The 12060-nt window shown below is 63.8% G+C and carries 11 protein-coding genes; 2 read left to right on the top strand and 9 right to left on the bottom strand.

Features of this window, described 5'->3' with window-relative positions; genetic code table 11:
- Window positions 1–555: 555 nt before the first annotated feature.
- From AC2CGW_RS10960 to AC2CGW_RS10945, 4 genes are all read right to left on the bottom strand, one after another.
- Complete coding sequence (locus AC2CGW_RS10960) at window positions 556–1026, bottom strand: inhibitor of vertebrate lysozyme family protein (protein ID WP_186709808.1); 471 nt, start codon at window positions 1024–1026, stop codon at window positions 556–558.
- Window positions 1027–1031: 5 nt separating this feature from the next.
- A complete protein-coding gene (locus tag AC2CGW_RS10955) occupies window positions 1032–1193 on the bottom strand; it encodes a DUF1328 domain-containing protein (protein WP_003252966.1) in 162 nt (53 codons plus the stop codon).
- A 41-nt stretch (window positions 1194–1234) separates the two neighbouring features.
- Window positions 1235–1519: a hypothetical protein gene (locus AC2CGW_RS10950; protein ID WP_484574041.1), complete on the bottom strand. Its 285-nt coding sequence runs from the start codon at window positions 1517–1519 to the stop codon at window positions 1235–1237.
- Window positions 1520–1695: 176 nt separating this feature from the next.
- Entirely contained in the window at window positions 1696–2517 is an 822-nt protein-coding gene (locus tag AC2CGW_RS10945; RefSeq protein WP_186709811.1) for a BON domain-containing protein, read from the bottom strand.
- A 211-nt stretch (window positions 2518–2728) separates the two neighbouring features.
- Between AC2CGW_RS10945 and algB the strand changes: the two genes are divergently transcribed.
- Window positions 2729–4075, top strand: a complete 1347-nt coding sequence (gene algB, locus AC2CGW_RS10940; RefSeq protein WP_186669937.1) for a sigma-54-dependent response regulator transcription factor AlgB — start codon at window positions 2729–2731, stop codon at window positions 4073–4075.
- Window positions 4072–5850, top strand: coding sequence for a KinB sensor domain-containing domain (locus AC2CGW_RS10935; protein ID WP_484574040.1), 1779 nt, complete (start codon window positions 4072–4074; stop codon window positions 5848–5850). The genes algB and AC2CGW_RS10935 overlap by 4 nt, the downstream gene beginning before the upstream one ends.
- A gap of 9 nt (window positions 5851–5859) precedes the next feature.
- On the opposite strand, the gene AC2CGW_RS10930 is transcribed toward AC2CGW_RS10935, so the two are convergent.
- From AC2CGW_RS10930 to dsbA, 5 genes are all read right to left on the bottom strand, one after another.
- Entirely contained in the window at window positions 5860–7479 is a 1620-nt protein-coding gene (locus tag AC2CGW_RS10930; protein ID WP_288377654.1) for an EAL domain-containing protein, read from the bottom strand.
- Window positions 7480–7554: 75 nt separating this feature from the next.
- Window positions 7555–8331, bottom strand: coding sequence for an N-acetylmuramoyl-L-alanine amidase (locus AC2CGW_RS10925; RefSeq protein ID WP_484574039.1), 777 nt, complete (start codon window positions 8329–8331; stop codon window positions 7555–7557).
- Window positions 8332–8472: 141 nt separating this feature from the next.
- Window positions 8473–10482 (bottom strand): GGDEF domain-containing protein, encoded by a 2010-nt coding sequence (locus AC2CGW_RS10920; protein ID WP_484574038.1) that lies wholly within the window; start codon window positions 10480–10482, stop codon window positions 8473–8475.
- Window positions 10483–10561: 79 nt separating this feature from the next.
- Window positions 10562–11416 (bottom strand): endonuclease/exonuclease/phosphatase family protein, encoded by an 855-nt coding sequence (locus AC2CGW_RS10915; RefSeq protein ID WP_186721078.1) that lies wholly within the window; start codon window positions 11414–11416, stop codon window positions 10562–10564.
- 11 nt (window positions 11417–11427) lie between these two features.
- Entirely contained in the window at window positions 11428–12060 is a 633-nt protein-coding gene (gene dsbA, locus AC2CGW_RS10910) for a thiol:disulfide interchange protein DsbA (protein WP_186669943.1), read from the bottom strand.

The following is a 12060-nucleotide window of genomic DNA, read 5'->3' as shown; positions in this document are numbered from 1 at the left end:
CAGTCTAATGCCGGAAACGACTACCCTATGCCGAATCGGCATAAGAAAAGACCGTAAATCGGCCAATTCAGCGGCCATAAAATCCAGCCGTTCGGTTTTCCGAACAAGGCCAAACCGCCATTTTTAGGCAGAAACGACAGGATCAGTTCCAGGGTAGAGGAGGGTTGTTCGACAATCCGAATGGAACAAAAAGCACTGTGCGCACCGCACAATCGAGGGGAAAAAAATTCGATATACGGTTACGACAAAATGTGTCTTGAAGGGGAAATCGTACAAGTGCGCCCGAAAAGGCAAATCTGCGTGTGGACGCTTCGGAAGCCAGATCAGGCCGTCATGTCTTTTCCGACACCGCTGATCTGGATCTTCCGACGCTGTCTCTCCTGACCCGGCCCTCGTCGGAGGTACTCCCTGTACCCCTAGGCCACTCCGATCCTGAAGCGATCAGAACAGCCCGGCCCCCTGGTCATGTGCTGCCTCTCCTCGAGGCGGCGCATCATGGACGCCGCAACGGTAAGTACGTTCAGCGACCATATGATTACAATGCGCGACCGTTGGTCAGTACCAGTTCGGGTCGCGCTTGAGCTGCTCCTTCAGCAGCGCCTTCATGCCGTCGTCGGGCTTGCCCAGCCAGCGGTAATCCGCATGGCGGGTCGGCGACTTGTCCGAGGGCAAGCCTTCGGGAACCTCCACGAGCATCCCGTAGGCTTCATCCTTGTCCCAGCTGAAGGCCACGATCAGGCGCTTGTAGGTGCAGTTGTGGTCCGACTCGCAGAGAGGGCCGACCAGATACTTGTCGCCGTCCTCGGTCACAGCCGACATCTGCTGCGTCGAGCTGCCGCTGAGGTTGATCACCCACTCGGGCAGGCGTTCTTCATTCTTTATGGTCTTCTGCCAAGTCTCTCGGTATTCCGGATCCGAACCCAGCAACTGGTTGGCCCGCACCTGGCCGTCATTGGCTGCCATCGCCGCAGAGCCACCGCCCAGAAGCAGGGCGGTGACCAGGGCCTTGCAGAGCATCCTGCTCATGGGCGTCAACCTCTACCGCGTCCGAAGAAGAAGGAAGCGACGAACAGGACCAGGAAGACGATGAACAGAATCTTCGCGATACCGGTTGCGGCGCCGGCGATACCACCGAAGCCCAGTACCGCGGCGACAATGGCGATGATCAGGAATGTGATGGCCCAACTCAGCATGATGACTCTCCTTTCTTTTCGGGATAGGGTCGGCGTGGCACCTAGAACACCCAGCGTTCCTGAGGAACGATGCTTTCCAGCGTGGCTGGCGAAGCCTTGGCCGAAGGCAGCGGCTGGGCGGCCTTGACCAGCGTGGTGGCATGAGCCGTCTTCAATTGCGTCAACAGCGCGGTCTGCGCCGCCACCTGATCGGCCAGGCGGACGGTCTGCCAGCTGTGGTAGAACAGCCCGGCGGCAAGGGTCACGACCAACGCCATCGCGAGGTACAGAAACTGATGCAAGGGCAGTACTGCATCCTGCGAGCGGTTGACGGATTGGCGATTCATGCCGGCTCCTCCTGCTGTCTTTGTTATCCAAACCTTGAGGAGGTTATTGCAGCCTGCATGCCAGCTTTTAAGATGGATAAAAATCCTTATTAATCAATAAGTTATCCAAATTCAACGGAGACGGTGAGGACGTATCCTGCACGATGCCGCTCGTCGACCCGTGCGTTTTGCACGATTCACCCTTCCACCTTGCTCGCCACCTTCAACAGATCGGCATCCACGCCGCGTACCCCGAGGATCTGCCCGGCAATCTGCACGGCAATGGTCTTCTGCTCCTGGCTGACCACTTCGCCAGACAGCCGCACCAGGCCTTCCTGGCTCGCCACCTTGATGTTCGGCCCGTCGAGATTGCGGCTATAGCGCAAACTGCTTTGCACCTTGTCGATGATCCAGGCATCGCTGGGCTGCGGCCCTGTCGGCGCAGTCGGCGGGTTTTCACGGGCCTGGGCCATGGCTGCGGAATCCAGGCTGATCAGGTTGTTGACCAGGTACACACCCTCGCTGGTACGGGCGATGACGCCGGCCAGCTCCTTGGCCTCGACGTTGTCGACGCGACCGCGCATGGTCACCACGCCGTCGCGGCTCTCGACCTCGATCGGCGCCTTTTGCGTTATCCGGCTCCAGAGCAGGCGCGCGCGGATGATCGCGGTCAGGGTGGCGTCCTCCAGGCGCTGGGCGTAGGCACGTCGCTCAAGCGGCTGCTCCGCCAGCTCGGCATTGACCTGCAGACGGTTGTCCACCCGCTCGATGCCGCGAGTGGCCAAGGCGACACGCTCGGCCAGGTCGCGCTCGACGGGGTTTTCCACCTCGCCGCTGAGACGCGCCTGCTGGCCCTCCACCTGCACCTCGATGCGGAACGGATTGAGCACCTTGTTGAGGGAAACCGCAGTCTGCACGGCCCCCTCCAGTCGCGCATCCTGCAACGGGTCGGCGACAGCAGGGCCGATTACCAGCAGCAGGCCGGCAGCCAGGGCGCAATGACGCATGAACAAAGGCATGGCACTTCTCCTTTTCGTAACAAATCCAGGCACTTTCGCAACCTGCGTGCCAGCGTTCTCGAGTACCTGAAACTCTATTTATTTCAATCTGTTAGCCAACAAACAGGGCAACAGCTAGCATGCATAGGGCGGAATCCTTCAGAATCGACCATGCAACTTGCCCGATTTTTCCGACACTAACTGAGATCAATCCCAAAGGAGCGCAGGAAAAATGGAGTCAGCCCAGGACAACCAAGGCCGCATTCTGCTGGTGGACGACGAGTCCGCGATCCTGCGCACCTTCCGTTACTGCCTCGAAGACGAGGGCTACAGCGTCGCCACCGCCAACAGCGCCGCTCAGGCAGAGACCCTGTTGCAACGCCAGGTGTTCGATCTGTGCTTCCTCGACCTGCGCCTGGGAGAAGACAACGGCCTCGATGTGCTGGCACAGATGCGCATCCAGGCGCCCTGGATGCGCGTGGTGATCGTCACCGCGCACTCGGCGATCGACACCGCGGTGGATGCCATCCAGGCCGGCGCCGCCGACTATCTGGTCAAACCCTGCAGCCCCGACCAGTTGCGCCTGGCCACCGCCAAGCAACTGGAGGTGCGCCAGCTGTCGGCGCGCCTGGAAGCGCTGGAAGGTGAAGTGCGCAAGCCCAAGGACGGCCTCGACTCGCACAGCCCGCAAATGATGGCGGTGCTGGAAACCGCGCGGCAGGTGGCGACCACCGATGCCAATATCCTCATCCTGGGGGAGTCCGGCACCGGCAAGGGCGAGCTGGCCCGCGCCATTCACGGCTGGAGCAAGCGCGCGCGCAAGGCCTGCGTGACCATCAACTGCCCCTCGCTGAACGCCGAGCTGATGGAAAGCGAGCTGTTTGGTCATACCCGCGGGGCCTTCACCGGCGCCAGCGAGAGCACGCTCGGGCGGGTCAGCCAGGCAGACGGCGGCACGCTGTTCCTCGACGAAATCGGTGATTTCCCACTGACCTTGCAGCCCAAACTGCTGCGCTTCATCCAGGACAAGGAATACGAAAGGGTCGGCGATCCGGTCACCCGTCGGGCCGACGTTCGCATCCTTGCCGCGACCAACCTCAACCTTGAGGAGATGGTGCGCGAAAGCCGCTTCCGTGAAGACTTGCTGTACCGCCTCAACGTCATCACCCTGCACCTGCCACCACTGCGCGAGCGTAGCGAGGACATCCTCACACTCGCCGATCGCTTCCTCGCCCGCTTCGTGAAGGAGTATTCGCGCCCGGCGCGCGGGTTCAGCGAGGAGGCCCGGGCGGCCCTGCTCAACTACCGCTGGCCGGGCAACATCCGCGAACTGCGCAACGTGGTGGAGCGCGCCAGCATCATCTGCCCGCAGGAACGCGTGGAAATCGGCCATCTGGGGATGGGCGAGCAGCCCACCGGCAACGCCCCGAAGGTTGGCGCAGCGTTGAGCCTCGATGAGCTGGAGCGCGCCCACATCGGTGCCGTCCTGGCGGCCAGCGATACCCTCGACCAGGCCGCCAAGACCCTCGGTATCGATGCCTCCACCCTGTACCGCAAGCGCAAGCAGTACAAACTGTGAAGTGGCCCATGAAGCTGCGCACGCGGCTGTTTCTCAGCATCTCGGCACTGGTAACGGTCGCACTGCTGGGCTTGCTGCTGGGGCTGGTCAGCGTGCTGCAGATGGCTGCGGTGCAGCAGAGGCTGGTGCGCGACACCACCCATACCCTGGAAGTCGGGCTCAAGCTGCGGCAGAACCTGGGTGAGCAGTTGAACCTGATACTCGATGCAGATACCGATCCGAAAAGCTTGGTGAACCTGCAGGAAAACTTCCAGGCGCTACTGGTATCGGGCCTAGAGCAGGGCGGTGAACGTACCGGGTTCAGCAAGGCCAGCAGCAACTACCAGGCCTTCCTCCAGGCCTATCGCGACAGCCCCTCACCGTCGCGCAGCATGGGCGTCGACGACCCCTTGGGCGCTGCGTTCAACCAGGTTCGTACCGACCTGATCGACTCGCACAAGCAGGCGTTGGAGCACATTTCCCGCAGCGAGGAACATGCCCGCGACCATGCCTTGCTGGTCAGTGGTGCATTGGGCCTGATGGGCCTTGCGGTGGTGGTGCTGGGCTTCATCACCGCACATAACATCGCCCGTCGCTTCGGCCAGCCGATCGAGGCCCTGGCCAAGGCAGCCGATCAGGTTGGCCAGGGCAACTTCGACGTTACCCTGCCTGTGACCCAAGCCACCGAACTCAACCAATTGACCCGCCGTTTCGGCCTCATGGCCGACGCCCTGCGCAAGCACCAGGCCACCAATATCGACGAACTGCTGGCCGGCCAGCAGCGCCTGCAGGCCGTGCTCGACAGCATCGACGACGGCCTGCTGATCATCGATCGCCAAGGCCGCCTGGAGCACCTCAACCCCGTGGCTCAACGGCAGTTGGGCTGGGATGCCTCCCGGCTCGGCAGTAGCCTGGCCGAAGCCCTGAGCCGTCCGGAGCTGGAGCAACAGATGCGCCAGGTGCTGCGCGGCGGCAGCCTGGACCGGCCACCGGATGACCTGAGCATCGAGGTGGACGAAGAGACCCGCCTGCTGACCTTCAGCCTTACGCCCGTCAGCCATCCGCAGGGGCCGATTCTCGGCGCGGTGATGGTGTTGCATGACGTGACCGAACAGCGTGCCTTCGAGCGCGTACGCAGCGAGTTCGTCCTGCGTGCCTCCCATGAACTGCGCACGCCTGTCACCGGCATGCACATGGCCTTCGGCCTGCTGCGCGAACGGATCACCTTCCCGCCCGAAGCGCGGGAAAACGATCTGCTCGACACCATCGGCGAAGAAATGCAGCGTCTGACCCAACTGATCAACGACCTGCTCAATTTCTCTCGCTACCAGAGCGGGCTGCAGAAACTGGAACTGGCGCCCTGCACACTCGATGACTTGCTGGAGCGGGCCCAGGCACGCTTCGCCGAATCGGCGGCGCACAAGCAGATCGAACTGGTCAGCGAGCTTGAGCTTCCGCTGCCGCACATTCAGGTCGACCTTGCGCAGATCGACCGGGTGCTGGACAACCTGCTGCACAACGCCATCCGCCACACCGCCAGCGGCGGGCACATTCGCCTGCACGCACGGCGGCATGCCGAGCGGGTGATTATCAGCGTCGAGGACGACGGCGAAGGCATCGCCTATGGCCAGCAGGGGCGGATCTTCGAGCCGTTCGTGCAGGTCGGGCGCAAGAAAGGTGGCGCAGGGCTGGGCCTGGCCTTGTGCAAGGAAATCGTGCAACTGCATGGCGGGCGCATGGGCGTGCTCTCGCGGCCGGGGCAGGGGACGCAGTTCTACATGGCACTGCCGGTGTGAGGCGTCGGCTCAAGGCTCATCATCGAGCCGCCGCCCGCCCATCCGCCGTCCTCGGGTGATCAGCTCAGCGAACTGTCGGGCGTTGAGCGGATGGGCGAACAGCCAACCCTGCCCATAGTTGACTCCTTCGCTGTTGAGCAACACGGCCTGGTCCTCGCACTCGATCCCCTCGGCGATCACCCGCAGGTGCAGGTCATGGGCCATGCGGATGATGTGCGGGGCAACGCCACTGCTGGCGGCGTCGTGGCCCAGGGCGTCGATGAACGCCTTGTCGATCTTCAGGCAATCGACCGGCAGGGTCTGCAGGTAAGCGAGGCTGCAGTAACCGGTGCCGAAGTCATCGATCAGTACCTGATGCCCGACCGAGCGCAGCGCCTGCAGGTTGTCGCGAGCCACCACCACATCGATCAGGCCGCGCTCGGTCACTTCGAACGCGATCTGCGTTGCAGACACCCGATGATGGGCCAGCAAGCGCGCTGCGACCCGGCCGATACGCGGCACCATCACATCGCACGCCGCCAGGTTCACCGAGATGTACAGGTGCCGATTGGCCCGCAGCAGCTGGCCCAGTTGCTCCAGTACTCGCTGCAGGACGAAATCGGTGATCTGGCGGATCTGCCCGGTGTTCTCGGCAAGCGGGATGAACAACTCCGGGCTGGTCAGGCTGCCATCCGGTCGCCGCCAGCGCACCAGTGCTTCGGCGCCGACACAGCGGCGACTGTCCAGCTCGAAGATCGGCTGGTAGAGCACCTGCAACTCGCCACGGCGCAGCGCCTGCTGCAACTCCGAGCTCATCGAGCGACGCTGCAGGATCAGTTGCAGCACCAGCCAACCGATGCAGCAGGCGAGCAGCAGGCTGCCGGGGAACAGCAACCAGAGCATGCCGTTGAGCTTCAGCGGCAGGCTTGCACGAGGGGCGATGAGGACGAGTTGGTAGTCCGGCGACTTGGTCGGCATCCGGTAGACGAGGCGGTCGCTGAGCTCGATCAGCGCCTTGCGCGACGGCGGCGGCCAGTCCGGCGCCGGTGGCCAGGGCTGGGGAGGGCCCAGCACCGGGATCGCCCGACTGCCGCGGTCGAGCACCACCAGCAGGCTGCCACCGGGCGGGAGATCGACCACGTCGGTCAGGTGGCCACGTGAGGTGGACACCAGGAAGTGGCCACGCCCCAGCATCAACGCAGCGAGATTTTCGTTCGGCTCGGTGGTGGTGTTCAGCCAGTAGCTGTAGGTGGGCCCTTGGATATCGGGGGCGCGCATGGGCCGCATGACCTGCTCTGCGCCTCGGCTGGAACAGGCGATGTCACCGTCGACATAGGCCGCCTCATAGACAAAGCGGTAGCTCAGGCCCACCTGACGCAGCGCAGACAACATCGCTGGATCACAGCCGCGTATCGGCAGCGTCTGCAACTGGTCGACCCCCTCGCGCAATTGCCCGAACACTTGCTCGAGGCGCTCGAGGAAACGCTCGCCTCGGGCATTCATCTGCGCGCTTTCGCTCTGTTTCATCTGCTGCAGGGTGACACCGAAGCTGGCGGCCAGCAGCAGCGCAGCACTGGCCAATGCGACCAGGGAGGCCAACAGCCAGGGGCGGTAGAAAATTTGGCGCACAGAAGCGATGAACGAAGACATGCGCGGCATCCAGTTGAATACCAAAGGTATAGCAACTGGATGAACAGTTGGCGCGGCGCGATGGGCGGTCCTGAATCACCGCATGCTGTTGAGCACCTGCAGTATCGCCGCGGTCTGTGCGTCTGGCAGGCCGTCGAAGCGCTGCGCACGGAAGTGCATCTGGAAAGCGGCGATGACATGGCGGGTCGAGACATCCAGCTCGCCGGTCTGCTCAATGGCATAGCCGAAACGGGCCAGTTGTTGCTGGTACCAGAGCGGGCTCGGTGGATTGGCCTCGAAATACACCTGCTGGCGCGCCACGGAGGCGGCGTTCGGCCAGATCCCGAGGCCTGCGTCAGCCAGGCGCTTCCAGGGGAACAGCGGCCCCGGGTCGAGCTTGCGCAAAGGCGCGATGTCGCTGTGGCCAATGATGTTGCGCGGCTGGATGTTGTTGCGCTGGACGATATCCTTGACCAGGGCGATCACTGCCTCGATCTGCGCTTCGCTGTAGGGGTGCCAGACACGTCCGCTGGGGGTATCGGTATAGCCGGGATTGACGATCTCGATACCGATCGAGCTCGAGTTGAGCCAGGTGCGGCCCTGCCACTGACTGTCGCCGGCATGCCATGCGCGGCGGCTTTCATCCACCAGCTGGTAGACCGTGGCATTGCCGTCGCCAACCAGGTAATGGCTGCTGACCTCACCTTGAGTCAGCAGCGCCAGCGAGCGCTCCAACGAAGCGTTGGTGTAGTGCAGGACGACGAACTGGATGCGGCTGTCCTGGTTCGCCGAGGTGTGGCTGCGGTCGATACGCAGACCGCTGGAGCAGCCGGCGAGCAGGATGAGGAGAAGGGCAGTAGCGAACGTTTTCATCGGATGGAGGCACGTCATGTGTCGGTATAAGCGCTACAGTATAACGTGCTATCGCCGATTACCCATTCCCAACGATGCCCACTCAGCGGACTGAGCGCACGAACCGTGTCGAAAGCAACAGGGCTGGCGTAGCGGTACTTGTTACCCTTGCTCGACGCGATTGCGCCCCTGGTCCTTGGCGCGGTATAGCGCTTCGTCCGCACGCTTGAGCACCTGGTCGCCACGCTCGCCGGAGCGGAAGGCGCTGACGCCGATGGACGTGGTGATCACCACGCGCTCGCCCTTGAAGTGAAACGGGCAGGCCTCGATTGCCGCACGCATCGCTTCGGCGACCTGCAGCGCTGTGGGGGGAGATGTCTGGGGGAGCAGCAGGACGAACTCCTCGCCACCAAAGCGGGCAATGAAGTCGCGCCCGCGCAAGCGCTTGCGCAATTGGTCGGCAACGATCTTCAGCACCTTGTCGCCGGCCAGATGGCCATAGCCGTCGTTGATGCGTTTGAAATGATCGAGGTCGAGGATGGCCATGGCCAGGTGGCCGCCGTTCTCCTGCCAGTCGGCAAGCTCGCGCTCGACCCGTTCGCTCCAGGCGGCGCGGTTGGGCAGACCGGTCAGCGGATCGACCAGTGCTTTCTGGCGCTGTTCTTCCAGATGCTCACGGTAGCCAAGCGCCTCCTGCTCCATGCTCGCCACTCGCTCGGCCAGGCCCTGCAGGCGTCCGGCCAGCTCCTGCTCACGGCGGTCACGCTCGTGCTGGTGCTCATCCATGGTGACCAGCAGGCCCTCGAGCCGGTTGTCCAGCAGGTGCTTGAGGCTGTCGATGTCTACTGCGCCCTGGACGCTGCTCTGCAGGCCATCGACCTGTTCGCGCAGCTGGCTGTCCAGCTCGCGGGCGGCGGTGCTGTTGTCGGCGTGTCCCTCGCTGGCCTCCTGCAGATGGCTCTGGAAGGTCTCCAGGCGCTCGTTGATCTGCTGCAGGTAGGCTTCGAATTCATGCTGGCCGCTGTCGTTGATTGCCAGCATCAACACCGCAAGGTCGTCCAGCACCGGGATCAGCTCATACCAGTTCAGACCGCGCGCCACCCGCTCGCGCATATCCAGGGCCTGGGCCTTGTGGCGCTCAGGCAGGCTGAGGTCATCGAGCAAACCGATGAGGGTTTCCTCGATGTGCGCGGCAACCTGACTGTAGGGCGGCTCCACGGCATCCGGCAGGTCGTAGGGGCCGTCCTCGGCAAGCGGCTCGTCCTCCAGCGGCTCGGGGGTGTCGGCGTCTTCCTGTGGCGAGCCGTCGGCGACAGGCTGCGGTTCGACTGGCTCAGGCTCGGCGGCAGCTTCAACAGGTGCGGGGTGGGTAAGGTCGGCTTGCTCGGGGGCCTCGGCGACGGGCTCCACCTGCTCGACAGACGGGGTGACTTCCGGCGCGGGCAGCGCGACTTCCGGGGCCGGCTCGGGTGCCGGCTGCACCGCAGGCAGGGGCTGCAGCTCGTCGGCGTCGAGCACGCGGGGCGGGGCCGGCGGTTGCGCCTCGGGCACATGGACGGGCGGAGCTTCGGTCACCGCCTCGACGTGCACCGCAGCGCGCGGCAATGCTGGCACCTGCTCCGGCTCTGGTGCGACCTGAGAGCCGTCTTCACGACCGCCGAACAGCCGCTGCAACAAGCCCGGACGCGCCTCTTCGGTCACCTTGCGCAGCGACGACAACGCTCGCCCTTGCAGCCCGCTGAGCTCACCCAGTAGCGGCGGCAGCTCACGCGACTGGCTGACGCCACCGTCGAGTTTCTTGGCCAGCTTCTTCAGGGGGCGGGAAACATCGCCAGGCAGTTCCAACCCTTGCAGTTGGGTGACCAGCGAGGTCAGCGCATCGCTGACCTGGTTCATGCGCGTTTCGCGACGCTGTTCAGACTCCAGCACCGCCTTTTCCAGGCGTGGAATGAGCCCGGCAAGCCCCGCGTCCATGCTGTCGCTGCGGATGACCTCGCGCATTTCCTTCATGCACTGGTCGACGACCTTGTCGCTACCCTCAGCGGCCAGCGTGCTGCGGACCAGGCCACGGCGCAGCAGGTCGAGGCGGGCTTCCCAACGGCGCTCGAGTTTCTCCTGCCGTTCGATGCTTTTTAGATATTTTTCTTTCCAGCGCTCGGCTTCGTCGGTCATGCCTGGATCCGCAACGGTAATGGCATCAGGGAGTATGTGAATACTGGATTTCGGCGCGAAGCGCGAACTCTTGAGTGTGTCAGCGCACGACCGGCAGGGTATCCACAGTCAGGGCATCCGGCAATCGGATCTCGACCGCGACAGGCAGGTGGTCGGAAATTGGCTGCGACAGCACTTCGACCCGTTCAAGCGTCAGGCTCGGGCTGAGCAGGATGTGATCCAGGCAGCGTTGCGGGCGCCAGCTGGGGAAGGTCGCCTCGACCTGTGGGGCGATCAGGCCGAGGTCGCGCAGGGGCGAGCGCTCGAGCAGGTCGTTGGCGTGGGTGTTCATGTCGCCCATGAGGATCTGGTGGCGGTAGCCGCCGATCAGCTCACGGACATACCCCAGTTGCAGGGCGCGGGTCTTGGCGCCCAGCGCCAGGTGCATCATCACCACGATCAGCGCGTTCTCGCCTTCGCCAAAGCGCACCAGGATCGCCCCGCGACCGGACGGACCGGGCAGGGGGTGGTCTTCAAGGTGCTGGGGCTTGAGTCGGCTGAGCACGCCGTTGCTGTGCTGGGCGAAACGCCCGAGATTGCGGTTGAGCTGCTGGTACCAGTAAGGGAAGGCGCCGAGCTGGGCCAGGTGCTCGACCTGGTTGACGTAGCCCGAGCGCAGGCTGCCGCCGTCGGCTTCCTGCAGGGCAACCAGGTCGAAGTCACCGAGCAGGTCGCCGATCTTCTGCAGGTTGCCGGCCCGCCCGGTATGCGGCAGCAGGTGCTGCCAGCTGCGGGTCAGGTAGTGGCGGTAGCGCTCGGTGCTGATGCCGACCTGGATATTGAAGCTGAGCAGCCGCAGGCGACCATCCTCCGGCAGGCCTGGGGCCTGCAGATGATGTTCGTTGACCCGCGGCTGGTGCAGGCCAACACTTCGCGTGGTACGCAAGCGGGCCATGGCTGCGCCGCTTACTTAGCGGCACGCTCCTTGGCGATCAGTTGGTCGGCGACGTTCAGGACGCCTTCCGGCCCGCCAGCGGTACCCAGGTCGAAGCGGTACTTGCCGTTGACCACCATGCTCGGCACGCCGGTGATTTCGTACTTCTTCGCCAGTTCCTTGGCCTGGTTGACCTGGCCCTTGATGGCGAACGAGTTGAAGGTGGCGAGGAACTTGTCCTTGTCCACGCCTTGGGTGGCGAGGAAGTCGGCCATGTCGTTCGGGTCGGTCAGGCGCTTGCGCTGGTTCTGGATGGCATCGAAGACTGCGGCGTGGACCTTGTGCTCGACGCCCATGGCTTCGAGGGTCAGGAACATCTGGCCGTGGGCATCCCAAGGGCCGCCGAACATGGCCGGGACGCGCTTGAAGTTGACGTCTGCCGGCAGCTTGTCGACCCAGGGGTTGATGGTGGGTTCGAAGTGGTAGCAGTGCGGGCAGCCGTACCAGAACAGCTCGACGACTTCGATCTTGCCTGGCTGCGAGACCGGGACCGGGTTGCTCAGCTCGATATATTCCTTGCCGGCCACAGGCTCTGCGGCCTGTACCGCGGCCATACCGAATACGCTGGCGGCGACCAGCGCAGCGCTGAGAATCAGTTTACGCAT

Source organism: Pseudomonas sp. SYWMCR5, from assembly GCF_057197165.1.
The sequence above is the reverse complement of the archived record's forward strand: the minus strand, read 5'-3'. Positions and strand labels throughout refer to the sequence as shown.

What these genes read in the sequence shown, in the direction of transcription:
- AC2CGW_RS10925 (WP_484574039.1), bottom strand. Translation starts at nt 8,331, where the DNA reads ATGAAAACGTTCGCTACTGCCCTTCTCCTCATCCTGCTCGCCGGCTGC.
- AC2CGW_RS10915 (WP_186721078.1), bottom strand. Translation starts at nt 11,416, where the DNA reads ATGGCCCGCTTGCGTACCACGCGAAGTGTTGGCCTGCACCAGCCGCGG.
- AC2CGW_RS10960 (WP_186709808.1), bottom strand. Translation starts at nt 1,026, where the DNA reads ATGAGCAGGATGCTCTGCAAGGCCCTGGTCACCGCCCTGCTTCTGGGC.
- AC2CGW_RS10920 (WP_484574038.1), bottom strand. Translation starts at nt 10,482, where the DNA reads ATGACCGACGAAGCCGAGCGCTGGAAAGAAAAATATCTAAAAAGCATC.
- algB (WP_186669937.1), top strand. Translation starts at nt 2,729, where the DNA reads ATGGAGTCAGCCCAGGACAACCAAGGCCGCATTCTGCTGGTGGACGAC.
- dsbA (WP_186669943.1), bottom strand. Translation starts at nt 12,060, where the DNA reads ATGCGTAAACTGATTCTCAGCGCTGCGCTGGTCGCCGCCAGCGTATTC.
- AC2CGW_RS10930 (WP_288377654.1), bottom strand. Translation starts at nt 7,479, where the DNA reads ATGTCTTCGTTCATCGCTTCTGTGCGCCAAATTTTCTACCGCCCCTGG.
- AC2CGW_RS10945 (WP_186709811.1), bottom strand. Translation starts at nt 2,517, where the DNA reads ATGCCTTTGTTCATGCGTCATTGCGCCCTGGCTGCCGGCCTGCTGCTG.
- AC2CGW_RS10950 (WP_484574041.1), bottom strand. Translation starts at nt 1,519, where the DNA reads ATGAATCGCCAATCCGTCAACCGCTCGCAGGATGCAGTACTGCCCTTG.
- AC2CGW_RS10955 (WP_003252966.1), bottom strand. Translation starts at nt 1,193, where the DNA reads ATGCTGAGTTGGGCCATCACATTCCTGATCATCGCCATTGTCGCCGCG.